The organism is Parvibaculum lavamentivorans DS-1 (assembly GCF_000017565.1).
In the GTDB taxonomy this organism is placed as follows: Bacteria; Pseudomonadota; Alphaproteobacteria; order Parvibaculales; family Parvibaculaceae; genus Parvibaculum; species Parvibaculum lavamentivorans.
The window spans coordinates 706,413-728,680 of sequence record NC_009719.1; the positions used below are offsets into that span (position 1 = coordinate 706,413).

Genomic DNA, 22,268 nt, shown 5'->3' on the forward strand with positions numbered 1-22,268 from the left:
ATGGCTGGTCGTGAAGAATTGCGAAACTGGGTTTATGAAGCTGTTCGTTCAAATGGGGGAAAAGCCAGCATTGTCACTGTCGCCAAGCACATATGGGAGCACCACGAAGCGGAGCTCCGGACTTCAGGTGATTTATTTTACAAGTGGCAATATGAAATGCGATGGGCAGCCCAACAGCTGAGAAACTCCAAGAAGATGACCTTCGCCGGAAAAGACTGGGCATTAGTTGCTTAGCTTCATGAAGATGATTTCGGTATCGCGGTAGCGGCGCCGGTCGAGTTCCTCGAAACCTTCCGGCGAGACGAAATCGGCAAGCGCGGTTTCCTCCAGAACGCAGAGTGCGCCGGGCGCGAGCCAGTCGCCGTCGCGCGCGGACAGAAGCGCCGCCGCGCCGAGGCCTTTGCCGTAGGGCGGGTCGGCGAAGAGCAGCGTGAAGGCGGGACCGACGCTGCCGGGACGGGGGCCGAGCTTCGTCGCGTCGCGCTTGTAGAGCTTCGCGTTTCCGTTGAGGCCGAGATGTTCGAGATTTTCGCGGATGGCGCCACGGCTCTCCGCGTGATCGTCGACGAAGAGCGCGAAGCTCGCGCCGCGCGACAGGGCTTCGAGGCCGAGGGCGCCGGTTCCCGCGAAGAGATCGAGTACGCGCGCGCCTTCAAGCGTGAACTCGCCAAAGTCCGCATGGGCGAGAATGTTGAACAAGGCTTCGCGCGTGCGGTCGCTTGTCGGCCGCACGATGTCGCCTTTCGGCGCCGCGATGGCCCGGCCCCTATGGACGCCGCCGACGATCCGCATTCGGAGCCTTTCTCTTGCCGGCCGTATCGGCCTTTTTCTCACGGAAGGTTTTCAGTTTCGGCTTCGTGCCACCCGGCTTTGTCCGCTCCGGCTTTGCAGGCGGTTTGTCGCCTGCTTTCCTGCCGACAGGTTTACCGCCAGTCCATTTTCCGGTGCTGCCGGTCGCCGCGCCTTTCGACGGCCGCACTTCGGCCGGCGCGAATTGTTCGGCATGGGCGCCAAGCTGATCCATCAGCACCCGGTTCGGCACCTGCTTGATGTCGCCCGGTTCGAGATCGCCGATCTGGAACGGACCGAAGGAAAGGCGGATGAGGCGGTTGACGCTCAAGCCGAGTTCGGCGAGGACGCGCTTCACCTCGCGGTTCTTGCCTTCCTTCAGGCCGAGCGTGAGCCAGACATTCGATCCCTGCACCTTGTCGATCGTCGCCTCGATCGGGCCGTAGCGCACGCCTTCGACAGTGATGCCGTTTTTGAGCTTGTCGAGATCGGCCTGGGTGATGCGGCCCCAGGCGCGCACCCGGTAGCGCCGCGTCCAGCCCGTGGCGGGCAGTTCGAGCAGCCGCGCCAGCTCGCCGTCATTGGTGAGAAGCAGCAGACCCTCGGTATTGATGTCGAGCCGGCCCACCGAGACGACGCGCGGAATATCGTCCGGCAGCTTCTCGAATACGGTGGTCCGGCCTTCCGGGTCCTTCGCCGTGGTGACGAGGCCGGCCGGCTTGTGGTAGCGCCAGAGCTTTGTCGGCTCCTGCGCGGGCAAGGCCTTGCCGTCGACGATGATGGTCTCGCGGCCTGTGACGTTGAGGGCGGGGCTTTTCAGCACCTTGCCATCCACCGTGACGCGGCCTTCCTCGATAAGCTTCTCGGCCTCGCGGCGCGAGCAAATGCCGGCGCGCGCAATCACTTTCGCGATGCGGTCGCCTGCGGGGGTGTCTGGTGAGGATTGGGGGCTCGGTTTCATGGCCTCTCTTTATCAGGCGGCCCGCCGGACAGGAAGCCGTGCTTGACGGATGGAGAGAAGGGAAGGCACGGTCCCCGCCATGAACGCCCCCGAACCCGCAGATCGCCCTATGGATATTGCCTTTGCCGAGGCCGAGGCGGCGGCTGCGCGCGGCGAGGTGCCGGTGGGGGCCGTGGTGGTGGATGGTGAGGGCCGGGTCCTCGCCCGGGCCGGCAACCGGACACTGGAGCTGAAGGACCCGACCGCCCATGCCGAATTGCTCGCCATCCGGGCGGCCTGTGCGGAAATCGGCTCGGAACGGCTCATCGGCTGCGATCTCTATGTGACGCTGGAGCCCTGCGCCATGTGTGCGACGGCGATCTCTTTTGCGCGTATCCGCAGGCTTTATTACGGAGCCGCGGACGAGAAGGGCGGCGGGGTGGATCACGGGCCCCGCATCTTCACCCAGCCGACTTGCCATCACCGGCCCGACGTCTATGGCGGCATCGGAGAGAGACGGTCGGCGGAGCTTTTACGGAGCTTTTTCGCGCTGCGGCGAGACTGAAAGGCCGCAGAGGTCTTTGCGGCTTTCCGCGTGATTTGCACGCGCCAACCCGTTAGAGTGCCGCCATTCGTCATTTGAGAAGGAGGCTCAAAGCCTCCAACCCACAAGAAATACGAAGGGGAGACCTCATGAATTTCGAACATACCGACAAGGTCAAGGAACTGCTGGCTCGTCTCGAGCGGTTCATGGACAAGTACATCTATCCGAACGAGAAAACCTATGACGACCAGATGAAGGCCTTCCGCGAGGCGGGCAATCCTTGGCAGGTGCCGCAGATCCTCGAAGACCTGAAGCCGAAGGCGCAGGAAGAGGGCCTGTGGAATCTCTTCCTGCCGGAATCCGAGCGTGGCGGCGGGCTGAGCAATCTTGAATATTCCTCGGCCTGCGAAATCATGGGCCGGGTCGGCTGGGCGTCGGAAGTCTTCAACTGCTCCGCGCCCGACACCGGCAACATGGAAGTGTTGGAACGCTACGGCAACGAGCGCCACAAGAAGGAATATCTGGAGCCGCTGCTTCAGGGCAAAATCCGCTCGGCGTTCCTGATGACCGAGCCGGATGTCGCTTCATCCGACGCCACCAACATCGCGACGCGCATCGAACGCGACGGTGATGAATACGTCATCAACGGCCGCAAGTGGTGGTCCTCGGGCGTCGGCGATCCGCGCTGCAAGATCGCGATCGTGATGGGCAAGACCGATCCGAAGGCCGACACCTATCGCCAGCAGTCGCAGATCCTCATGCCGCTCGATGCCAAGGGCGTCAAGATCGTGCGCATGCTGCCCGTGTTCGGCTATGACGACGCGCCGCACGGCCACGCGGAAGTCATTCTCGAAAATGTCCGCGTTCCCGCCGAGAATCTTCTCCTCGGCGAAGGCCGCGGTTTCGAAATCAGCCAGGGCCGCCTTGGACCTGGCCGCATTCATCACTGCATGCGCACCATCGGCGTTGCGGAACGCGCGCTCGAAAAGATGTGTCAGCGCCTGCTCTCGCGCGAAGCTTTCGGCAAGAAGATCGCCGATCACTCCGTGTGGGAACAGCGCGTGGCGGAAGCCCGCACCGAAATCGAGATGTGCCGCCTGCTGACGCTGAAAGCCGCCTACATGATGGACACGGTGGGCAACAAGGTCGCCCGCACCGAGATCGCCATGATCAAGGTGGCCGCGCCCCGCATGGCCCTCAAGGTCATCGACGATGCCATCCAGGCTCATGGCGGCGGCGGCGTGACCACCGATTTCGGTCTTGCGAAAATGTATTCGGGTATTCGCACGCTGCGCCTGGCCGACGGTCCGGACGAAGTGCACAACCGCACCATTGCGCGGCTTGAGTTCAAGAAGCACATGAACAAGGTCCGCGCCGCGGCGGAATGATCGTGAAAAGCGATCGTTTCATTCGCCGGTTTTGGGCTTTCGGATGAGCGAGCATGGTTACGGCCGGTCCCGACAGGGCCGGCCGTTTTCATGCGACGGACAAATCACGCAGCGGACAAGATCATGAGCATTGCCACCGGAATGAAACTCTACAACGCGCAGCTTTCGCCCTTTGCCGCGCGCTGCCGCCTGGCGATCTATGCCAAGGATCTGGACGTGGAACTGCTCGACATGCCGAACCCGGAGCTGGAACCCGAGTTCAGCCGCCTTGCGCCGATGCACAAGGTGCCGCTGCTTGTCGATGGCGACATTACGGTGCCGGAGTCCGAAACGATCCTCGAATATTTCGAGGACAAGGGGCTCGGCATACCGATGCGGCCGAGCGACCCCGTAGCGGCGGCGCGCATGCGGCTTCTCGCGCGGATCGGCGATCTCTACGTCATGGTGCCTATGGGCGAACTCTTTACCCAGATCAATCCCGCCGGCCGCGACCCGAACGTCGTTGCCCGCGAAATGGCCGAGCTGACAAAGGCGATGGGCTGGCTGGATCATTACATCGGCAGCCCCGAATGTGCCGTCGGCAACACACTGACCATTGCGGATTGCACGCTGGTGCCGATCCTGTTTTTCTTCGATCAGATAGGCCCGATGTTCGGTGAAGTCGATCCGCTCAAGAATTTTCCTTCGGCGCAGGCCTATTACAAGGGCGTGCAGAAACATCCCGCCGCCGCGAAAGTGGTGGCCGAACTGGACGCAGCCCTGCGCCGGATGATGGGAAGCTGACGGCTAGATTGTCGCCGCGATGGGACCGGGCTCCGGCTCCGCGGCCGGTGCGGACGAGGGCAGCGCGCAATAGGGGATCTTCGGAAGCGTTACAGTGACCGTTGTGCCGACGCCGAGTTCGCTGTCGATCGCCATGCTGCCGCCATGCAACTCGGCAAGAGAGCGCACCAGGGCAAGGCCGAGGCCTGTACCCTCCTTGCTGAGCGCCGCATCTGTCGCGATCTGTTCAAAGGGTTGGCCGAGCCGCGCGATCTGATCGGCCGGGATGCCGCGCCCCGTATCGGCGACGGCGAAACAGATCGTTTCTTCCGTCTCCGTAAGCGCAACCGAAATGCGCCCGCCCGCCGGCGTGAATTTCGCCGAGTTGGACAGAAGGTTCAGCATGATCTGCTTGAGGGCGCGCTCATCCGCGACAAGGGTGCCGCCAAGCTCCGCGCATTGGATTTTCTTGACGAGGTGAATGCCGTTCTCCTCGGCCCGGCCGCGGACGAGGCGCACGCAGGATTCGATGAGAGCGGCAGCGTCCACCGTTTCGGGATGCAGTTCGTATTTTCCCGCCTCGATCTTCGACATGTCGAGAATGTCGCTTATGAGATCGAGGAGAAGCGCGCCGCTTTCGTTGATGAGCTGCGCATATTCGGTATATCGCGGATGCCCGAGCGCGCCGAACATCTGCATACGCAGAATTTCCGAGAATCCGATGATCGCGTTGAGCGGTGTCCGGAGCTCGTGGCTCATATTGGCGAGGAAGCGGGACTTCGTACGGCTCGCGGTTTCTGCGCGCTCACGCGCATCGAGAAGCTCCATCTCGTGCCGCTTGCGCTCGCTGATGTCGCGCGTGATACCGATCACTTCCGCCGTCTGCCTGCCATCCGTGTCGCACGCCCGGCGCATCGTCGACTCAAGCCAGACATAGTGTCCGTCCTTGTGAAGGAACCGGTAGTCGAAATGGACCGACTCGCCGCTGGTAATGCACTGGATGAAGGCATCCCGCGCGCGCGGAAAATCTTCCCGGTGGATCATCTCTTCCGAAATCGGATTGCCGATGAATTCCTCGGCCTTCCGGCCGAGGATCGGCTCGACGGCAGGTGAGATGAAGATGACTTTCGATTCCGCGTCGTAATGCGCCACGACGTCGGAGGCCTGCTCCGTCATCAGCCGGTATTTCGCTTCGCTCGCCTTGAGCGCGAGTTCGGCCTCGACCTCCTCATGCACATCTTCTGCGAGGCCGACAAGCGCGCCGATCTCGCTATAGGCATCAGCCTCGGCATAGGCATAGGTCTTGATGTAGCGGTAGTTCCCGTCTCCGGCACGAAAGCGGGTAATGGAATTTACGGGCTCGTGCGTCTCGAAGGCGTCGATGAATTGTGAAAGAAGCTCGTCGCGGTCTTCCGGGTGAACGAGATGTTCGTACCAGTCGCCGGCGGCGGGAAGCTGACCCTCTTCAAGGCCGAGGATCCTGGCCACGCCGCGCGACCATTGCGGCGCCGGCTCGCCCTTCACCCAGCGCCAATGGCCGAAGCGCGCCAGCTGCTCGGCTTCGCGCAGCTTGCTTTCCAGCATATGGGTTTCGGTTACGTCGCGAGAGACGCACAGGATACCGGCCACATCGGGGTCGCCGATCAGATTGCATCCGCGCGTTTCCAGGCGGCGCCACGTTCCGTTGAGATGCGGCAGGCGCACGAGTTCCAGGACTTCCGAGCCGGGGACGCGCGCACATTCCGCAATACGCCGCTCGATGCGCTCACGGTCGTCGGGATGAACGAGATCCGCGATCCGGCGCCCGACGAGAAGATCTTCCGACGTGCCCATCGCCTTGCGCACAGCCGGGCTCTGATAGGTGATGACGCCGTCGCAATCGAGAATGGTGAGGATGTCGCCGACATTTTCGACGAGGGCGCGATAGAAATCGCCCGATGCCGCGCGGAATTCTCCCGCACTGGTCTCGGACTGCTTCGCCGCTTGTCCCTTGTCTGCGGGACGGCCCATGGATTCTCCCCACTCACGGATGCGCCGGCTGCTTTCGCGAACCGGCAGGTGCCGCTACAGGGAGGATGCTAGGGACATTTGTTTAACTTTCCATTGCCCGTCAATACGACGTTAACGGAGCGCTAACCGTATTTTCGGCGCAAAGCCTGATTAGTCCGGGCGCTGTATGATTTGCCATGCGCGATCCGCGAGCAGGCGGCAGGAATCTCCCAGCGTCATCGCGCGCTCCGAACTCGCATTGCCGTCGAGCCCGCGCTTGTAGACACCCTGACTGATGGAAGCGAGACGGAACATCGAGAAGGCAAGATAGAAATTCCAGTTCGGAATGCCGTCGCGGCCGGCATGGCGGCAATACTCGGCGACGAACTCCTGCTCCGTCGGTATGCCCGGCGTTTCATTGCGGTCGATCTCCGTGGCGCCGCCTGCGATGCCCAGAAGATCGTACATGCAGGTGTAAGCGACATCGGCAAACGGATGGCCGATGGTGCAAAGCTCCCAGTCGAGCACCGCGATCATGCGCGGCTCGGTAGGGTGGAACATCGTGTTGCCGAGACGGTAATCGCCATGTGCGATCGTTACCGAGGGCTCGTCGGGAATATGCGCCGGCAGGTAGTCGATGAGCTTTTCCATCGACGGAATGTCGGCCGTCTGCGCGCCGCGATACTGCTTGATCCAGCGGCCGGTCTGGCGCTCGAAATAATTGCCCGGCCTTCCGAAATCGCCGAGGCCTACCTTCTCGTAGTCGACCTTGTGAAGCTTCGCGAGATTTTCCGCGAGGTTGGCGTAAACGGCGCGGCGCTCCGCCTCGCTCGCCCCGGGCATGACCGACTCGCGGAAGACGCGGCCTTCCAGATATTCCATGACATAGAAGGACGTGCCGATGACGCTGTCATCCTCGCAAAGCGCATACATATGCGGAACCGGAACATCGGTTTCGGCGAGCGCCTTCATCACCCGATACTCGCGATCGACCTGATGGGCACTGGCGAGAAGCTGTCCCGGTGGCTTCTTGCGCATCACATAGCGTTTGCCGCCGCCTGCACCTGTTGTTGTCAGCAGGAATGTGGGGTTTGACTGCCCGCCCTCGAACTGGCGCACTTCGAGCGTGCCGCCGAAGCCTTCGACGGCGTCGCGGCAATAGGCCTCGAGCCGCTTCAGATCGAAGCGATGCGCCTCGCGGATGGCGGTGGTTTCCTGCTCGGCACCGGCTGCTTCGGCCATGTTTCTCTCCCGGAATTAAAATCTTGTTGGGAGAGACTTACCACGCGGGCGAGGCGCGACAAAGGCGGCGGATCGGACGCAGCGGAAAGCTCAAGCCGCGTCCTGGCTCTCCGCAAAGCCTTCGCCCATGGTGCCGGAAACGCGCTGCCGCCGTGCATTGTGGACGACGCTGCCAGGCTTGTCGTCCGTGTCCGGGCGCGAAGTCGCCATGCGGATCACCTCGACATAGTTCTCCTTCGTCTCCATGCGGGGGCCATGGCCGTTCGCGATCAGGAAGCGGCGCGCGAGGGGAAGGTTATAGCAGGGCACCCACATCATCAGGTGATGCTCGACGTGATAATTCACCCAGTAGGGGGCGATGAGCGCGCGTTCGATGAGATTGGCCTTGGTCGTCCGCGCATGGCGGAACGGATCGTTATCGTCCGGTACCATGGCATGTTCCGCGATGTTGCGGATGCGCGTGATCGCCTGTTGCCAGGTGAGGAACGGCACGAGCCAGAGGACGAAATAGAGATACCAGTGGCCGGCGGCAGCAAGCACCGTAAAGATCGCGAGTTGGGCAACGGTCGCCCGGCCGAGCTTGCTCCAGAAGTGCCGCAGACGCTGTTCGAGCGGCCAATCCGCTTTCCCGATGGCGTTCAATATCTGCGCCTTGCGCTGCTGATAGCCGGTCTGGCCGGTGAGATCGCGGATCATCTTGCGGCGGAAGCTCTTGCGCGTGATCGGAAAGGGCGCCGACAGGATGAGGTCGGGATCTTCGGGCTGCTGCGTATTCGCGTGATGCTTCAGGTGGTAGCGGCGATAGGTGCCCGTCTCCGCCATCATCGGATAAGCGCAGAGCCACTGGCTCAGAAACGCGTTGAGCTTCGGATTATGCGTGAGGATGCCATGCGCGCCGTCATGCATGAGGATCGCCAACCCAAGCTGGCGTGCACCGATGACCATTACCGCGAGGATATAGGTGAGCGGATTGGGAAAGGCGACGAAGACGGCCATGGCGCCGAAGATGACGCCCCAGGCGTGAACCACCGCCCATGTGCCGCGGATGTCCGAGCGCTGGCGCACAATGGCGAGTTGTCCTGGCGTGAGAAGGTCTTTCGCGGCGCTCATAGCGATGCTCTCCGTTCTTTCGTCTGGTTCGATTTTCGTGGCGCCGTCACGCCGGCACCTGCCATGCAGAAACTGACGATCTCTTCCACCACGCGCTCGGGCGCGCTGTCGAGCTCGTGCGATTCCGGTGCGAGGGGACCGATCAACGCCGTGGGTATGGCGCCTGCGATGCAGGCGGCCGCAATCCGCGCATTGGTCTTTGGAAATTCGCCGGTCTCAATGCCGTCCTCGAGAATGCCGGCGAAGATCTCGGCATGGGTGCGACGGAAGAAGGCGCGCTCCTCGGCAAGGTTCACATCCACAGGCTCGGCGAGCAGGACATAGGCCAGGCGCCGGCCCCGAACGGCGCGGCTGGCGAATGTGCGCAGCACCTCGGCCAGCCTCTCGCGCGCAGGTTCGTTCCCCGAAGCGATTGTCGCGAGCATGTCCATCTCCCGCGCGGACACTTCGCGAAATACCTGTCGGCAAAGTTCTTCCTTGGAGGAGAAATAGCGGTAAAGCGTGCCTGTTGCGACGCCGGCTCTTTTTGCAATCTCGGTCATCTGAACGGCCGCAAAGCCGCCATCGGCCACAAGCATCCGCGCTGCATCGAGGATGCTGCGCCGGGTGTCCGCCAGCCGTGCCGCCACCTTGTCAGTCTGCCTGTAGGCCAAGATATGAACCTCCGTTCATCGATGAAATGAACCATGGTTCACCCAAGTCCGTCAAGAGTGCGCGCCCGCGGCCTCGCAAACAAAAACCCCGGCTTTCGCTTTTCCCGTAATCACGGGAGGCGAAAGCCGGGGGCTTTTTTAGACGTATACGGATCAATCGGCGGCGCGAAGCACCGGGACAAAATCATGATCGGCGGCGGACGCCTGAGCCTGTTTCGGCGCCGTCTGGCGCGCCCTCTCCTCGAACGCGCGCCAATGCGCCTGACCCGTGAAAACCTCGGCCGCCAGAGCGGCCTCATGAAGCCATTTTCTGAGCATTTTCTTCAACATAGCTGCCTCCTTCCGGAGATATTGCGATGCAACATATTTAGCGATGCGGCGCAAAAATTCAAGCATTTGCGCCTGCGACAAAAGGGCTTGCGCGGATGGGCAGCGACAAGGGAGAGGGGTTGGGGCATAAAGCGGCAAAACGGAATCCGGAAGATGACTTCAACACCGCCGACCGACCGCATGACCGAGGACACGACCGCCGGGCTTTTCCGGCTGCGCGACTTCAGGCTCTACATTTCCGGCAGGTTCCTCGGCACGCTCGCCATGCTGATCCAGTCGGTGGCGGTGGGCTGGCAGGTCTACGACATCACGGAGAGCCCGATGGCGCTCGGCTATGTCGGCCTCGCGCAATTCCTGCCGATCGTGCTGCTGACCCTGCCGGCAGGCGACATCGCCGACCGCATCGACCGCCGCATCATCGTGGCGGTGAGCGCGGTGATGGAGGCGGCGGCGGCAGGCTGGCTGATCCTCCTCACACTGACGCATTCAGGCGACGTCACATATTTTTACGCGGCGCTGGCACTGTTCGGTTGCGCGCGCGCCTTCATGGCGCCTGCCTCCCGCTCCTTCGTGCCGCTGCTCGTCTCGGCGGTGCAATTGCCGCGCGCGGTGGCGGTAAGCTCATCCTCGTTCCAGATCGCGGTCATCACCGGACCGGCAATCGGCGGCGGGCTCTACCTCTTCGGCCCGGTCCTCGTCTATGCGCTCTGCGCCGCGCTTTTTCTCTGCGTCGCCGCCGCCTTCCTCGCGATCCGTACGCGCCCGCCCGTCGGAACGACCGGCTCCACCGTCGGCGCGCTGAAGCGCGTGACGGCGGGCATCGCCTATATGCGCCGCACGCCCATCGTGCTCGGCGCAATCTCGCTCGATCTCTTCGCGGTGCTGCTCGGCGGCGCGGTGGCGCTGCTGCCGATCTTCGCGCGCGATATATTGCATGTCGGACCGGAAGGGCTCGGGCTCATGCGATCCGCGCCCGCCATCGGCGCCATCATCGTCAACCTGCTCATCATCTGGCGGCCGATCAGGAAGCGCACCGGCCACATCATGTTCGCCTGCGTCACCATTTTCGGTGTCGCCACCATCGCGTTCGGATTGTCGGAAGATTTCCTGCTGACGCTCGGCGCGCTGGCGATCATGGGCGCCTCCGACATGGTGAGCGTCAACATCCGCTCGACGCTTATTCCGCTCGCCACCCCACAGCCCATGCTCGGCCGCGTGACGGCCGTGGAAATGCTCTTCATCGGCGCCTCGAACGAACTCGGCGAATTCGAATCCGGTCTTACGGCCGCATGGTTCGGAACCGTTCCCGCCGTCGTGATCGGCGGCCTCGGCACGCTCGGCGTCGTCGGCATATGGATGTGGCTTTTCCCGGACCTGAGAAAGGTCGACAAGCTCTCCGACGTGAAGCCGCAGGAACCCGGCTAGAAGAGTTTTCCCGCGACGATGGCGGCGAAGACGATGAAGCCGAAATCGCGATTGGAGCGGAAGAGGTGAAGGCAGAGCGCCGGATCGTCGACATCGAGCTTCACGATCTGCCAGACGAGCTGCAGGGCGGCGAGCGCGACGCCGAGATAGAAGAACATGCCGATGGAGGCGGCGGCGCCCGACGCGACAAGCGCCGCGATCATCGCACCATAGAAAACCCAGAGCCATTTCCGCGTGGATGCCCCGAGCTTCAGCGCCGATGACTTGACGCCGATCAGCGCATCGTCGTCCTTGTCCTGATGCGCATAGATCGTGTCATAGCCGACGGTCCAGAAGATCGCGCCGAGATAAAGCAGCGCCGGCGCGAGCGCGAGCGAACCCGTGACGGCCGCCCAGCCCATCAGCGCGCCCCAATTGAAGGCGAGGCCGAGAACGATCTGCGGCCAATACGTGACGCGCTTCATGAAAGGATAGATCGCGACGAGCGCGAGCGATGCGAGGCCAAGCGCGATGGTGAACGCATTGAGCGAAAGAAGAACCGCGAGACCGGCGAGACATTGCGCGGCAAGAAAAATCCACGCGGCCTTGACGCTGACGGCGCCCGATGGAATGGGACGCGACCGCGTGCGCTCCACCGCCGCGTCGATGTTGCGATCCGCGATGTCGTTCCATGTGCAGCCCGCGCCGCGCATGACGATTGCGCCGATAGCGAAGATAAGCATGAGGCCGAGGTCCGGGCCCGCATCGCCTGCAAGCGCGATAGACCACCAGCAAGGGAGCAGCAGCAGCCATGTGCCGATGGGCCTGTCGAGGCGCGCGAGCCGCATATAGGGACGCGCGAAACGAGGCGCGAAGCGGTCCACCCAGTTCGCGGGCGGCGCATCGGCGACGCGGGTTTCGGCCTGCTGGGTCATCTTCGGATCCGCTGCGAGGAGGCGCCCAGGGAGCATTTTCCGGGGCTGTTTCGACGGGCCGACACTAGCGATTCGGAGCCTTGTTTGCACCCCGGGAGAGGGCATGGATATGCCATAATGCAGGCGACTGTCATCCAACCGTCACGAAACCGTCATCTGGTGTTTTGCCGGCTCGTCAGGGTGCGATTGCGAAGGGCAAAGCGGGGATATCTCCCCTTGTCAGGGCGGGGATATGTTGCGGCAGCGAAGTGGGGAAAATGGTCTCCTCCGTCGCCTGAAGCTCACCCGGCGTCCACCATTTCATCTCGTGAATGACCTGCCGCTCCAGCTCGGTCCACGCGCTCTGGTTGAGATCGGTTGCATCGGTCCAGGCGGGGAGGAAGGTCTCCTGAAGGAGACGGGTTTTGCCGTGGATGCAAAGCGAATGTTCGGTGGTCCAGACGGGTGGACCGAAGCGGACGCCGCTCAGTCCCGTCTCCTCCCGGAGCTCCCGCCTTGCCGCTGTGGCAACGTCCTCTCCGGGCTCGATTTCCCCGCCGATGGTCACCCAATAGGGCGCGGCCAGCACCTTGCCCGCGGCATCGCCGACATCCGGGTCATGCATGCGGACGAGGAGGAGACGGTTCTGCGGATCGAAGAGGAGGACACGGGCGGTCTTGCGGGGGTGCATGGGGGTTTTGTCGACTACAGTCGGAAGGGGCGCAACATTAGAGTACCCAAGAAGAACAGCATTTGCTTTCGACAGGGACAAGGAGGGGGAGGGCGCGCATGTGGAGGTTTGGCGAGTTGGTTCCGCGTCCGAAGTTTCCCACGGATGAGGAACAGTGAGAATGGGATGCTGAGCGACGCGTCGTGGCGCGCCTCAATGTGGCCAGCGCCGTTCTCCTCTCCCTCTACTTCCTGTGGTTCTACGTTCTTGGGCGCGGTTTCTATGGTGATCTGGATTCGAGTTTCGCAGAGTGGATCATCGAAACCACGGAGACCATTCTTGGGCAGCCAAGCGCGGATAAGGCACTCAGCGAGACGATGGCGCTCTTTCAGGCGCGTGCCTTTCTGCTGGGTGCTGTCGAAATCGTCGTGTTCGGCCTCGGCTTCATGCTTTCCGGGCGGGGCATATTTCGACTGCCCGACAATGGCGAATTTCTGAAGTCAAAACCGGAGGTCACTGCCTTAACGCTGGGCCTCTTCTTCGTACTTTTTGTCTATGTCCTGTTTGGTGTCCCGAACTCCTGTGCGTATCAGGAATGCGATCTTCGTAAAGAGAGGGCCGGTTTGGGGCTAATCTACTTTCTTCATCTCATTCTCCTGTTTCTGGTGCCAGTCTTGCTGTCGTACGTTCTTCGCCTCATCCGATTCCAGAGGACGGAGTATTGAGTGGCTTCCGGATGCGCCGCTTTGCGAGGTTGCTTGAGGCGAACTTTGTGGGAGCGGAAGATGGTGACCCGGTAGGGCTCGTGCAGCACCACGCCGACGGACTGCCGACATTGGGATCGGGCTACCTGAATGAGAGAATGTCATTCCGGCGAAAGCCGGAATCCATCTGAAGCCGTGGCAAGGCGAGAGGCCCATGGGCCCCGGCTTTCGCCGGGATGACAATTTTGTTTTTGGCAAAGGTAGTGCGCGCCTTACAAGGTGAGTGACGACAGAGGGTGCGATGGCCGACACAACTCCCGACATCACCGACGACGCCCCCCGCTGTGCGAGCGGGAAGGCGCGGCTCTATATAGAAGAGCCGTTGAACGCGGGCGCGAGGCTGACGCTCGAGCGCGACCAATCGCATTATCTCGTCAATGTGCTGCGGATGGGCGAGGGGGCGGCTGTGCTGCTTTTCAACGGGCGGGACGGGGAATGGGCGGCGCGGATCGCGGAAGCGCACAAGAAGAATTGCGTGCTGGAGCTGACGGCGCAGACGAGGGTGCAGGAGCCGCTGCCCGATATCTGGCTGCTCTTCGCGCCGGTGAAGAAGGCGCGGCTCGATTTCATCGCGCAGAAGGCGACGGAGATGGGGGCGGCGGTGATCCAGCCGGTCATCACGGAGCGCACCGTCGTGACGCGGCTGAAGGATGAGCGGCTGCAGGCGAATGCCGTGGAGGCGGCGGAGCAATGCGGCCTCGTCGCCGTGCCGGAGGTGCGGGAAGCGGAAAAGCTCGGCAGCCTGCTCGCGCGGTGGGAGGAGGCGGCGCCGGGACGGCGCATCCTCTTCTGCGACGAGAGCGAGGAACCGGGCGCGGCGCGCGAGGCGCTGGCGCGGCTGGCGGAAGAGGGCTGGCGCGGCGCGCCGCTCGCCATATTGATCGGGCCGGAGGGCGGGTTCTCGCCGAAGGAACGCGATATGCTCCGGGGGCGGAAGGATACGGCGGTGCTCTCGCTCGGGCCGCGCATCATGCGGGCCGACACGGCGGCAATTGCGGCGCTGGCGGTTGTGGGGCTTGCGCTGGGGGACTGGTGAGAAGCCAACGTTTTTGCGACGTATTTCCGCCTGCGGAACCGGGATGGAACCCGATGGAACCCGGCGCGTTTTGTCAGGGTCCTGATTTCGAAAATCCGCGATGTCTGAAAGGAATGACACGGAATGCGCGTGCTGGTTGTTTATTGCCACCCGGTAGAGAAGAGCTTCGTCGCGGCGATGCGGGACGCGGCTGTGAAAGGGCTTGAGCAGGCCGGGCACGAGACGCGAATAGTCGATCTCTATGCGGATGGTTTCGATCCGCGCTTCACGGCGGAAGAACATGCCGCCTATGAGAACGAGCGGGAAGTGCCTGAAGGGCTCGGTTCCTATGCCGAGGATCTGAAATGGGCGGAAGGAATTGTCTTCGTCTTTCCGACCTGGTGGTACGACATGCCGGCGATGCTGAAGGGCTGGCTCGACCGCGTCTGGCTGCCGGGCGTCGCCTTTCACCTGCCGCCGGGCGGCGGGCGCATTCAGCCGGGACTGACGCATATCCATCTGCTGGCGGCCGTGACGAGCTGCGGCGCGCCCTGGTGGTGGTCGAAGCTCGTCGGCGAGCCGCATCGCCGGGTGCTGATGCGCGGCATGAGGGCGCTCTGTGCGCCGGACTGCCGCCAGCTCTGGCTCGGCTGCTACCAGATGGACGGCTCGACGCAGAACAAGCGGGAACGCTATCTGGCGGCGGTGAGACGGCGGATGGCGCGGGTGGTTTGAGGGGCTGCTTCCCGCACTATCTTTCCCACCCTCCCCTTGGGGGAGGGTCGAAATTTGGGCCGCGCCAGCGGAACAAATTTCGGGGCGGGGTAAGCGGCGAGGCAGAGCCCCCGCCCCGAAAAATTCTTCGCTATCGCTCGAATTTTGTCGACCCGCCCCCCAAGGGCGGGTGGGGGAGATGGATCGATGTCCTGCTAGTTCTTCACCCTCCCCCCAAGAGAGGGTGGGAAGTTGAGTGCGAGGGGAAGGAGCGAGGTGGAATGATTCCATTTCGCGCTCGGCGCCTTCGTATGCCCGTCCTTTCGTTCTCCTCGCCTGTTCCTTTATGAACCGACATTGGCGCTTGTCAGGCCCCGCTCCCGCTCCTACATCTTTGCGCATGTGAGGACCGGACCGGGGGCAGGGGCTGCCGACCCGCAACGAATAAGGTCCGTTCAGGAAAAGGGGCTCGCATGAGCATTCTCGTTGCCGGGCCCGAGCCCATCACCGACCGCCGCGATCTCGTGGCTGCGCTGGAGCGCGGCAACAAGCCGAAGAGCGACTGGCGCATCGGCACCGAGCACGAGAAATTTCCCTTCTGCGTTCATAACCGCACGCCGATCCCCTATGGCGGCGAGCACGGCATCCGCGCCATGCTGGAAGGGCTGACGCGCTTCGGCTGGGAGCCGGTGATGGAAGGCGAGAACATCATCGGGCTCGAAAGCGGCAATGGCGAACGCGGCAATATTTCGCTCGAACCCGGCGGGCAGTTCGAATTGTCGGGCGCGGCGCTGGAAACGCTGCACCAGACCTGTTCCGAGCTTCACGACCACCTGGCGCAGGTGAAGGAAGTGGGCGCGGAACACGGCATCGGCTTTCTGGGATTGGGCTTCACGCCCAACTGGCGGCGCGACGAAATTCCGGTCATGCCCAAGGGCCGCTACAAGATCATGACGGAATACATGAAGAAGGTCGGGACCATGGGCCTCGACATGATGTACCGCTCCTGCACGGTGCAGGTGAACCTCGACTTCGCCTCCGAACCCGACATGGTGAAGAAACTGCGCGTGGGCGTAGCGCTGCAGCCGGTCGCGACGGCGATCTTCGCCAATTCTCCGTTCACGGAAGGAAAGCCGAACGGCTATCTCTCCTATCGCAGCCACGTCTGGACCGACACGGACAAGGCGCGCTCCGGCATGATCCCCTTCGTCTTCGAGGACGGCTTCGGCTTCGAGCGCTATGTGGATTATGCGCTCGATGTGCCGATGTATTTCGTCTATCGCGACGGCAAATATATCGACGCGACGGGGCAGAGCTTCCGCGACTTTCTGAACGGAAAGCTGCCGGCGCTTCCCGGCGAGACGCCGACGCGGGGCGACTGGAACAACCATCTGACGACGATCTTCCCGGAAGCGCGGATCAAGAACTACATGGAGATGCGCGGCGCGGATGGCGGGCCCTGGGCGCGCATCTGCGCGCTGCCGGCCTTCTGGGTCGGGCTCATGTATGACCAGTCGTCGCTCGACGCGGCTTGGGACCTTGTGAAGGACTGGACGGCGGAAGAGCGGCAGGGCTTGCGCGACGGCGTGGCGAAGCACGGGCTTCACACGCCGTTCCGCGGCGGCACGTTGCTCGACGTGGCGCGCCGCGCGGTGGAGATTTCACGCGCCGGCCTCGACGCGCGCGGCAATGGCGATGGCGTCGGCGGGACGGAAGCGATCCATCTGAGCGCGGTCGAAGCGATCGTCGCGAAGGGGAAGTCGCCGGCCGAAGAGCTGCTGGAGCTTTACCATGGACGCTGGAACGGCTCGGTCGATCCGGTGTTCGAGGAGTTCGCGTTTTAGGGAAATATCCGGCGCTCATGCTTCACCCGCCCCTCGGGGGCGGGTCGACAAAATTCGAGCGATAGCGAAGAATTTTTCGGGGCGGGGGCTGAGCCTCGCCGCTTACCCCGCCCCGAAATTTGTTCCGCTCGCGCGGCCCAAATTTCGACCCTCCCCCAAGGGGAGGGTGGGAAGAGATCGGAAAAACTCTTTGGCAGGGGAGGGCACTCTTGTTCAGTCACATCACCATCGGCTCGCAGGACCCGGAGAAGGCAGCCGCCTTCTATGACGCGGTGCTGGCGACACTCGGAATCGTGCCGTTCTTCAAGGTGCCGGGCACGCTGTCCTATGGCACGGCGACGGGGCCGAAGGTTTTCGTCGTGACGCCCTTCAACGGCGAGCCGCATCATCCCGGCAATGGCTGGCACGCGGCCTTCCTCGCGCCGGACCGTAAATCCGTCGATGCGTTCCATGCGGCGGCGCTGAAGGCGGGCGGCACCAGCGAAGGCGAGCCGGGGCTCCGCCCGCATTACCATCCGAATTACTACGGCGCCTATGTGCGCGACCCGGAGGGCAACAAGCTGCAGGCGGTCTGCCACAGCTCGAAGGGCTGATCTTGACTTTGGCCGCCAAATTCCTTACTTTTTCAAGACAAGGTAAGGAATTCAGCGATGGGCTACAACGCCAAGCTCACATCCAAGGGGCAGATCACGCTGCCCGCCGAAATGCGCCGCGCCCTTAATCTGCAGGAGGGCGACAAGGTCGTTTTTGCGCAAGGCGAGGACGGACGCTTCTACCTGGAAGCGAAAACGGATTCGCTTGGCGATCTGCGAGGTGTCGTGAAGGGCGTGAAGGCGAAGCCGGGCGAGATCGAAAGCTGGATCGAGGAAGCCAGAGGCAGGCGCGCCCGGTGATCGGCCTCGACACCAATATTCTGCTGCGCTGGTTGCTCGACGATTCCGGCGTCGAGGACAATGCGCCGGAACAGGCGAAGCTTGTCGCGCGGGTCATTCTCGAAAGCGGCGATACCTTCTTCGTCAATCATATCGTTCTTGCCGAAACCATCTGGGTCTTGCGCAACAAGGCCGGACAGAGCCGGAAGGTAATCGAGGAAATCGTCTCGCGGCTGATTGCAAGCGCGAATGTCGAAATGGAGAGCGGCGAAACGGTGCGCCGCGCGCTCGATGCCTTCGTGGGCGGCAAGGCGGATTTCGCGGACTATCTCATCGCGGAAGTGAATGCGGCGGCGGGCTGCTCGACCACGCTCACCTTCGACCGGAAGGCCGCCCAACATCCGTCATTCTCGCGGCTCGGGAAATAGATGCAGCGCATCCTCGTCATCGGCTGCTCCGGCGGCGGCAAGTCGACGCTTGCGCGGAAGCTGGGCGAGAAACTCGGGCTGCCGGTAGTGCATCTCGACGTGCTGTTCTGGAAGCCGGGCTGGACCGAGAGTTCCTATGACGAGTTCCGCCCGAAGGTCGCGGCGGCGGTGGCGGAAGAGCGATGGGTGATCGACGGCAATTTCAGCCGCACCTTCGACCTGCGCCTGCCGCGCGCGGACATGGTCGTCTGGCTCGACCAGCCGCGCCGGATCTGCCTGTGGCGCGCCTTTCGCCGGACGCTGACACAGTTGGGCCGGAACCGCGCCGACCTTGCGCCCGGCTGCCCGGAGAAATTCGATCTCCAGTTCTACCGCTTCATCTGGAACTTCAAGCGCACGCATGACGCGATGATGGAAGAGACACTGGCGCGCGACGCGGCGCACGCGCAAGTGTTCCGCCTGCGGAGCGATGCAGAGATCGCGGCCTTCCTGAGCCGGTGGTGAGGCTCAGGCGCTCACGGCCTTCAAGGACCGGGTGAGGGAGAGGAAGTCGGGCAAGCCGGCTGTTCCCGACGGCACCGGAATGCCGTTTTTCAGCAGGATGACCCCGACATTGCCCCGGTGATAGGTGCCGTGATTGACGACATGCAGCACCATCTCGCCGCGCGACATGCAGCCCGGTTCGCCGCTCGTGAAACGGAAATCGACGCGCTCGTCGAGTTCGGCCGCTTTTGCCGAGCGGGCGTAGTCGACATACCAGTGGTCGGTGGAGCGGACATTGGCGGCGAGTTCGTCGAAAGGCAGCGGATCCGGATTGGCCGAGCGATAGGGATGCGTCTCGCCCAGAATATGCGCCTGGAAGATGCGGCTGACGGCATAGGCATGGTTGAGGATGGCGAGCATGATGGGCGCTTCCTCGACGTCGAGAGCGCCGGGCGCCGTTTCGAGGATGGTGTAGAGGCCGTCATTCTCCCACGCCCCATAGGCTGCGAGGGTATGAAATGCACTGCTTGGCGGCATGGCTGGCTCCCGGAGTTGCGAGAAAGTGCCTCACGCTAGGGCGTAGAGAAGGGCGGCACTTGAACGATCCTGCTATCGGCTCCCTGGCGGGGCGGTAGCAGGATCGTGCAAGTGCGGCGGTGGGGCTGCCGCTAAGGTCCGAGGGCAATGGCCGGGAGGACGAGATGAACGAACGAAACAGGGCGTCTATAGAGACGGGCAATCCCGAGAGAGAACTCTTTCACCTGAAGACATGCGGGGAGATAAAGCGCCGCGAATTTTCGCTGACGGCCATGCGGGAAGCGGGAGAGGAGGGCGGCTTGCTGCTTGCCCGCATGAAGGCGGAGGGACCGGACGACCTTCATGCCGACCAGTGGGAAATCCACCCGGAAGGCGACGAATTCATCCATGTGCTTGAAGGAGAGGTCGCGCTCATTCTCGAAGGTGCGGCTGATGGCGTGACGCTCACGGCGGGCGATGCCGCTATCGTGCCGCGCGGGCGATGGCACCGCTTCGACTGGATGGGTCCGGTGGCGCTGCTTTTCGTGACGCCGCCGGGAGGAACGGAACTCCGAGACGTTGCCGCAAGCGGCGACGACCGCTAGCCGCCGCAAAAAATGATGCTGGTGCCGGATTTCCGGCCGAAAACTTCCGAGGGCGGGATGCCGGTCATCGCCCTGAAGGTCCGGCTGAAATGGGCGGAGTCGGAGAAGCCCGCTTCATGCGCCGCGCGCGTTAGGTTGGCGCCGTCATGCAGCGCCTCGATGCCGCGGCGAATGCGGCACCACAGAAGATAGCGGCGGACGGGCATGCCCGCATGCTCGGTGAAGAGATGCTGGAAGCGGCCCGGCGAGAGGCCGGCCAGCGCCGCAAGCCGCTCTCCGCTCGGATGGTCGCTCGTATGCGTGGCGATGTGGCCGAGTATCTTTCGGATGCGGGGATCGACCGGCGGCCGCCGCGCGCCGGCGGGCAGGAGGAGCGCGAGGATGCCTTCCCTCGTTTCGGAAGCCTCCGCCTCGCCGAGCGGCGCCGACCAGCTCGCCGCGAGCCGTGCGCGGAGCGCCGCATCGAGCGTGGCGCGCAGGAAATATATGCCTTGTACGGATTGTCCGCTGCCCGCCGGGACGGGCCATTGGGAAAAGAAGGTTCGCTCGAGATAAAGGAAGGCGACATTCCCGCCGGGGCTTGCGATCGAATGGGTTACATTCGCATCGACGAACACGGCTTCCCTGGTTTCGATTTCGCAGCCGTCTTCCGTCCGCACGAGCAGGGTGCCGTCAAGCGCGACGGCGCATTGGGCCGCGCTGTGGCGATGCGTATCGGGCGCAACGTCGCGGCCGATATAAAGGGCGGCGTCCGGCCAGAGATAAAGCGCGCGGTCCTCGGGCGCGGTCTGCGATCGAACTTGCGGCATGGCGGAATTCCCTCGCCGTCTTGCGTCACGCTGTTGTGCGGCCTTTCTTATGCCGCCCGCGCCGTACCGCCGACCGTCAGCCCGTCGATGCGGAGCGTCGGCTGGCCGACGCCGACGGGGACGCCTTGTCCTGCCTTGCCGCAAGTGCCGATGCCGGGATCGAGCTTCATGTCGTTGCCGATCATGGAGACGCGGGTGAGGACGTCCGGTCCGTTGCCGATCAGCGTCGCGCCCTTGACCGGCGCGCCGATCTTGCCGTCCTCGATCATGTAGGCTTCGGTGCAGGTAAAGACGAACTTGCCGGATGTGATGTCGACCTGGCCGCCGCCGAAGGAGACGGCGTAAAGGCCCTTCTTCACGGAGGCGAGAATCTCGCTCGGATCGTGATGGCCGGACAGCATATAGGTGTTGGTCATGCGCGGCATCGGCTGATGCGCGTAGGATTCGCGGCGGCCATTGCCCGTCGCCGCCATGCCCATGAGGCGGGCGTTGAGGCGGTCCTGCATGTAGCCCTTCAGGATGCCGTCTTCGATGAGGACGGTGCGCGAGGTCGGCGTGCCCTCGTCGTCGATGGTGAGCGAGCCGCGGCGATCCGCGAGCGTGCCGTCATCGACGACCGTGATGCCGGGCGCGGCGACGCGCTGGCCGAGGAGCCCCGCAAAGGCGGAGGTCTTCTTGCGGTTGAAATCGCCCTCGAGGCCGTGGCCGATGGCTTCGTGAAGCAGGATGCCCGGCCAGCCCGGCCCGAGCACCACATCCATTTCGCCGGCGGGGGCGGGGACGGCTTCGAGATTGACCAGCGCCTGACGTAGCGCCTCGTCCACCTGCGCCTGCCATTTCAGCGGGTCGATGAAGACGTCATAGCCCATGCGGCCGCCGACGCCGTAGGAGCCCGTCTCCTGGCGGCCATTCTCGCCGGCGACGATGGCGACGTTGAGACGGACAAGGGGGCGGATGTCGCGCAGCGACGAGCCGTCGGCGCGGACGATCTCGACCGCCTGCCACTCGCCCGCAAGCGAGGCCGAGACCTGCTGGATGCGGGGATCCTTCGCCCGGGCATAGGCGTCAATCTCGGCCAGCAGCTTCACCTTCTCCTCGAAGCTCTGCGCGCCGAGAGGATTTTCATCCGAATAAAGATGCGTATTGGTGCGGGCGGGGCCTTCGGCGGAGACGCCGGTGTGACCCGTCTTCACCGCCTGCACGGCATCGCTCGCGCGCTTCAACGCGGCTTCGGAGAGTTCGGAGGCATGGGCATATCCCGTCGCCTCGCCCGCGACGCAGCGAAGCCCGAAGCCCTGATTGGTGTCGAAGCTCGCGGTTTTCAGGCGGCCATCGTCGAAGCCGAGCACTTCCGACTGGCGGTACTCCATGAAGAGCTCGCCATCATCAGCGCCGGAGAGCGTCTCGCCGACAAGCGCCGAGACGCGGTCGCGGTCGAGCCCGGTGCGGGTGAAGAAGAGATCGTCGGAAGAAGAGGTCATGA

Annotated in this window: 26 protein-coding genes; 14 read left to right on the forward strand and 12 right to left on the reverse strand. The window is 63.3% G+C overall.

Annotated features, from left to right (window positions below; translation table 11 throughout):
- A complete protein-coding gene (locus PLAV_RS19245) occupies positions 1–234 on the forward strand; it encodes a hypothetical protein (RefSeq protein WP_083762481.1) in 234 nt (77 codons plus the stop codon).
- Here PLAV_RS19245 and rsmD read toward each other — a convergent pair.
- The gene (gene rsmD / locus PLAV_RS03275) at positions 223–792 is read right to left on the reverse strand and encodes a 16S rRNA (guanine(966)-N(2))-methyltransferase RsmD (RefSeq protein WP_011995557.1); all 570 of its coding nucleotides are present in this window, start codon (positions 790–792) and stop codon (positions 223–225) included. The two genes, PLAV_RS19245 and rsmD, sit on opposite strands and share 12 nt — an antisense overlap.
- Positions 767–1,750: a pseudouridine synthase gene (locus PLAV_RS03280; protein ID WP_011995558.1), complete on the reverse strand. Its 984-nt coding sequence runs from the start codon at positions 1,748–1,750 to the stop codon at positions 767–769. Before PLAV_RS03280 ends, rsmD begins: the two co-directional genes overlap by 26 nt.
- A 79-nt stretch (positions 1,751–1,829) precedes the next feature.
- Here PLAV_RS03280 and PLAV_RS03285 point away from each other — a divergent pair, with 79 nt between their 5' ends.
- The 3 genes from PLAV_RS03285 to PLAV_RS03295 all read left to right on the forward strand — a co-directional run bounded on the left by PLAV_RS03285 (position 1,830) and on the right by PLAV_RS03295 (position 4,444).
- Positions 1,830–2,294, forward strand: a complete 465-nt coding sequence (locus PLAV_RS03285; protein WP_041535824.1) for a nucleoside deaminase — start codon at positions 1,830–1,832, stop codon at positions 2,292–2,294.
- A gap of 128 nt (positions 2,295–2,422) precedes the next feature.
- Complete coding sequence (locus tag PLAV_RS03290) at positions 2,423–3,661, forward strand: acyl-CoA dehydrogenase family protein (protein WP_011995560.1); 1,239 nt, start codon at positions 2,423–2,425, stop codon at positions 3,659–3,661.
- A gap of 123 nt (positions 3,662–3,784) precedes the next feature.
- The gene (locus PLAV_RS03295; RefSeq protein ID WP_041535825.1) at positions 3,785–4,444 is read left to right on the forward strand and encodes a glutathione S-transferase family protein; all 660 of its coding nucleotides are present in this window, start codon (positions 3,785–3,787) and stop codon (positions 4,442–4,444) included.
- A gap of 3 nt (positions 4,445–4,447) precedes the next feature.
- Here the strand turns inward: PLAV_RS03295 and PLAV_RS18700 are convergent, their stop codons facing one another.
- The 5 genes from PLAV_RS18700 to PLAV_RS19590 form a co-directional block, all read right to left on the reverse strand.
- Positions 4,448–6,433, reverse strand: a complete 1,986-nt coding sequence (locus tag PLAV_RS18700; protein ID WP_011995562.1) for a PAS domain S-box protein — start codon at positions 6,431–6,433, stop codon at positions 4,448–4,450.
- Positions 6,434–6,583: 150 nt separating this feature from the next.
- Positions 6,584–7,654: a phosphotransferase gene (locus PLAV_RS03305; protein WP_011995563.1), complete on the reverse strand. Its 1,071-nt coding sequence runs from the start codon at positions 7,652–7,654 to the stop codon at positions 6,584–6,586.
- 90 nt (positions 7,655–7,744) lie between these two features.
- A complete protein-coding gene (locus PLAV_RS03310) occupies positions 7,745–8,764 on the reverse strand; it encodes a fatty acid desaturase family protein (RefSeq protein WP_011995564.1) in 1,020 nt (339 codons plus the stop codon).
- On the reverse strand, positions 8,761–9,417 hold the full coding sequence (locus PLAV_RS03315; protein WP_011995565.1) for a TetR/AcrR family transcriptional regulator: 657 nt from the start codon (positions 9,415–9,417) through the stop codon (positions 8,761–8,763). The genes PLAV_RS03310 and PLAV_RS03315 overlap by 4 nt, the downstream gene beginning before the upstream one ends.
- Positions 9,418–9,570: 153 nt before the next feature.
- The gene (locus tag PLAV_RS19590; protein WP_168713170.1) at positions 9,571–9,747 is read right to left on the reverse strand and encodes a hypothetical protein; all 177 of its coding nucleotides are present in this window, start codon (positions 9,745–9,747) and stop codon (positions 9,571–9,573) included.
- Between the two features lie 153 nt (positions 9,748–9,900).
- Here PLAV_RS19590 and PLAV_RS03325 point away from each other — a divergent pair, with 153 nt between their 5' ends.
- Complete coding sequence (locus tag PLAV_RS03325; RefSeq protein ID WP_011995566.1) at positions 9,901–11,172, forward strand: MFS transporter; 1,272 nt, start codon at positions 9,901–9,903, stop codon at positions 11,170–11,172.
- On the opposite strand, the gene ubiA is transcribed toward PLAV_RS03325, so the two are convergent.
- A complete protein-coding gene (ubiA, locus tag PLAV_RS03330; RefSeq protein WP_041536280.1) occupies positions 11,169–12,086 on the reverse strand; it encodes a 4-hydroxybenzoate octaprenyltransferase in 918 nt (305 codons plus the stop codon). The genes PLAV_RS03325 and ubiA overlap by 4 nt on opposite strands.
- Positions 12,087–12,261: 175 nt before the next feature.
- Positions 12,262–12,756 carry an NUDIX hydrolase gene (locus PLAV_RS03335; RefSeq protein WP_011995568.1) on the reverse strand — a complete coding sequence of 165 codons (495 nt, stop codon included), beginning with the start codon at positions 12,754–12,756 and terminating at the stop codon, positions 12,262–12,264.
- Positions 12,757–12,938: 182 nt separating this feature from the next.
- Here PLAV_RS03335 and PLAV_RS03340 point away from each other — a divergent pair, with 182 nt between their 5' ends.
- From PLAV_RS03340 to PLAV_RS03375, 8 genes are all read left to right on the forward strand, one after another.
- The gene (locus tag PLAV_RS03340) at positions 12,939–13,460 is read left to right on the forward strand and encodes a hypothetical protein (RefSeq protein ID WP_011995569.1); all 522 of its coding nucleotides are present in this window, start codon (positions 12,939–12,941) and stop codon (positions 13,458–13,460) included.
- A gap of 280 nt (positions 13,461–13,740) precedes the next feature.
- Complete coding sequence (locus PLAV_RS03345; protein ID WP_011995570.1) at positions 13,741–14,535, forward strand: 16S rRNA (uracil(1498)-N(3))-methyltransferase; 795 nt, start codon at positions 13,741–13,743, stop codon at positions 14,533–14,535.
- Positions 14,536–14,658: 123 nt separating this feature from the next.
- Positions 14,659–15,249 carry an NAD(P)H-dependent oxidoreductase gene (locus PLAV_RS03350; protein ID WP_011995571.1) on the forward strand — a complete coding sequence of 197 codons (591 nt, stop codon included), beginning with the start codon at positions 14,659–14,661 and terminating at the stop codon, positions 15,247–15,249.
- A gap of 452 nt (positions 15,250–15,701) precedes the next feature.
- The gene (locus PLAV_RS03355; protein ID WP_011995572.1) at positions 15,702–17,072 is read left to right on the forward strand and encodes a glutamate--cysteine ligase; all 1,371 of its coding nucleotides are present in this window, start codon (positions 15,702–15,704) and stop codon (positions 17,070–17,072) included.
- 209 nt (positions 17,073–17,281) lie between these two features.
- The gene (locus tag PLAV_RS03360) at positions 17,282–17,665 is read left to right on the forward strand and encodes a VOC family protein (RefSeq protein ID WP_011995573.1); all 384 of its coding nucleotides are present in this window, start codon (positions 17,282–17,284) and stop codon (positions 17,663–17,665) included.
- Between the two features lie 57 nt (positions 17,666–17,722).
- A complete protein-coding gene (locus tag PLAV_RS03365) occupies positions 17,723–17,965 on the forward strand; it encodes an AbrB/MazE/SpoVT family DNA-binding domain-containing protein (RefSeq protein WP_011995574.1) in 243 nt (80 codons plus the stop codon).
- Complete coding sequence (locus PLAV_RS03370; protein ID WP_011995575.1) at positions 17,962–18,372, forward strand: type II toxin-antitoxin system VapC family toxin; 411 nt, start codon at positions 17,962–17,964, stop codon at positions 18,370–18,372. The genes PLAV_RS03365 and PLAV_RS03370 overlap by 4 nt, the downstream gene beginning before the upstream one ends.
- Complete coding sequence (locus tag PLAV_RS03375; protein ID WP_011995576.1) at positions 18,373–18,876, forward strand: P-loop NTPase family protein; 504 nt, start codon at positions 18,373–18,375, stop codon at positions 18,874–18,876.
- Positions 18,877–18,879: 3 nt separating this feature from the next.
- Here the strand turns inward: PLAV_RS03375 and PLAV_RS03380 are convergent, their stop codons facing one another.
- The gene (locus PLAV_RS03380; RefSeq protein WP_011995577.1) at positions 18,880–19,392 is read right to left on the reverse strand and encodes a DinB family protein; all 513 of its coding nucleotides are present in this window, start codon (positions 19,390–19,392) and stop codon (positions 18,880–18,882) included.
- Between the two features lie 164 nt (positions 19,393–19,556).
- Between PLAV_RS03380 and PLAV_RS18705 the strand changes: the two genes are divergently transcribed.
- Entirely contained in the window at positions 19,557–19,976 is a 420-nt protein-coding gene (locus tag PLAV_RS18705) for a cupin domain-containing protein (protein ID WP_011995578.1), read from the forward strand.
- On the opposite strand, the gene PLAV_RS18710 is transcribed toward PLAV_RS18705, so the two are convergent.
- A complete protein-coding gene (locus PLAV_RS18710) occupies positions 19,973–20,785 on the reverse strand; it encodes an AraC family transcriptional regulator (RefSeq protein ID WP_011995579.1) in 813 nt (270 codons plus the stop codon). The two genes, PLAV_RS18705 and PLAV_RS18710, sit on opposite strands and share 4 nt — an antisense overlap.
- Positions 20,786–20,832: 47 nt before the next feature.
- The gene (gene tldD / locus PLAV_RS03395; protein ID WP_011995580.1) at positions 20,833–22,266 is read right to left on the reverse strand and encodes a metalloprotease TldD; all 1,434 of its coding nucleotides are present in this window, start codon (positions 22,264–22,266) and stop codon (positions 20,833–20,835) included.
- Positions 22,267–22,268 lie beyond the last annotated feature (2 nt).

Excerpts from the sequence above, each read along its gene's own strand:
- PLAV_RS19245 (WP_083762481.1), top strand. The coding sequence starts at position 1 with ATGGCTGGTCGTGAAGAATTGCGAAACTGGGTTTATGAAGCTGTTCGT.
- rsmD (WP_011995557.1), bottom strand. The coding sequence starts at position 792 with ATGCGGATCGTCGGCGGCGTCCATAGGGGCCGGGCCATCGCGGCGCCG.
- PLAV_RS03280 (WP_011995558.1), bottom strand. The coding sequence starts at position 1,750 with ATGAAACCGAGCCCCCAATCCTCACCAGACACCCCCGCAGGCGACCGC.
- PLAV_RS03285 (WP_041535824.1), top strand. The coding sequence starts at position 1,830 with ATGAACGCCCCCGAACCCGCAGATCGCCCTATGGATATTGCCTTTGCC.
- PLAV_RS03290 (WP_011995560.1), top strand. The coding sequence starts at position 2,423 with ATGAATTTCGAACATACCGACAAGGTCAAGGAACTGCTGGCTCGTCTC.
- PLAV_RS03295 (WP_041535825.1), top strand. The coding sequence starts at position 3,785 with ATGAGCATTGCCACCGGAATGAAACTCTACAACGCGCAGCTTTCGCCC.
- PLAV_RS18700 (WP_011995562.1), bottom strand. The coding sequence starts at position 6,433 with ATGGGCCGTCCCGCAGACAAGGGACAAGCGGCGAAGCAGTCCGAGACC.
- PLAV_RS03305 (WP_011995563.1), bottom strand. The coding sequence starts at position 7,654 with ATGGCCGAAGCAGCCGGTGCCGAGCAGGAAACCACCGCCATCCGCGAG.
- PLAV_RS03310 (WP_011995564.1), bottom strand. The coding sequence starts at position 8,764 with ATGAGCGCCGCGAAAGACCTTCTCACGCCAGGACAACTCGCCATTGTG.
- PLAV_RS19590 (WP_168713170.1), bottom strand. The coding sequence starts at position 9,747 with ATGTTGAAGAAAATGCTCAGAAAATGGCTTCATGAGGCCGCTCTGGCG.
- PLAV_RS03325 (WP_011995566.1), top strand. The coding sequence starts at position 9,901 with ATGACTTCAACACCGCCGACCGACCGCATGACCGAGGACACGACCGCC.
- ubiA (WP_041536280.1), bottom strand. The coding sequence starts at position 12,086 with ATGACCCAGCAGGCCGAAACCCGCGTCGCCGATGCGCCGCCCGCGAAC.
- PLAV_RS03335 (WP_011995568.1), bottom strand. The coding sequence starts at position 12,756 with ATGCACCCCCGCAAGACCGCCCGTGTCCTCCTCTTCGATCCGCAGAAC.
- PLAV_RS03345 (WP_011995570.1), top strand. The coding sequence starts at position 13,741 with ATGGCCGACACAACTCCCGACATCACCGACGACGCCCCCCGCTGTGCG.
- PLAV_RS03350 (WP_011995571.1), top strand. The coding sequence starts at position 14,659 with ATGCGCGTGCTGGTTGTTTATTGCCACCCGGTAGAGAAGAGCTTCGTC.
- PLAV_RS03355 (WP_011995572.1), top strand. The coding sequence starts at position 15,702 with ATGAGCATTCTCGTTGCCGGGCCCGAGCCCATCACCGACCGCCGCGAT.
- PLAV_RS03365 (WP_011995574.1), top strand. The coding sequence starts at position 17,723 with ATGGGCTACAACGCCAAGCTCACATCCAAGGGGCAGATCACGCTGCCC.
- PLAV_RS03375 (WP_011995576.1), top strand. The coding sequence starts at position 18,373 with ATGCAGCGCATCCTCGTCATCGGCTGCTCCGGCGGCGGCAAGTCGACG.
- PLAV_RS03380 (WP_011995577.1), bottom strand. The coding sequence starts at position 19,392 with ATGCCGCCAAGCAGTGCATTTCATACCCTCGCAGCCTATGGGGCGTGG.
- PLAV_RS18705 (WP_011995578.1), top strand. The coding sequence starts at position 19,557 with ATGAACGAACGAAACAGGGCGTCTATAGAGACGGGCAATCCCGAGAGA.
- PLAV_RS18710 (WP_011995579.1), bottom strand. The coding sequence starts at position 20,785 with ATGCCGCAAGTTCGATCGCAGACCGCGCCCGAGGACCGCGCGCTTTAT.
- tldD (WP_011995580.1), bottom strand. The coding sequence starts at position 22,266 with ATGACCTCTTCTTCCGACGATCTCTTCTTCACCCGCACCGGGCTCGAC.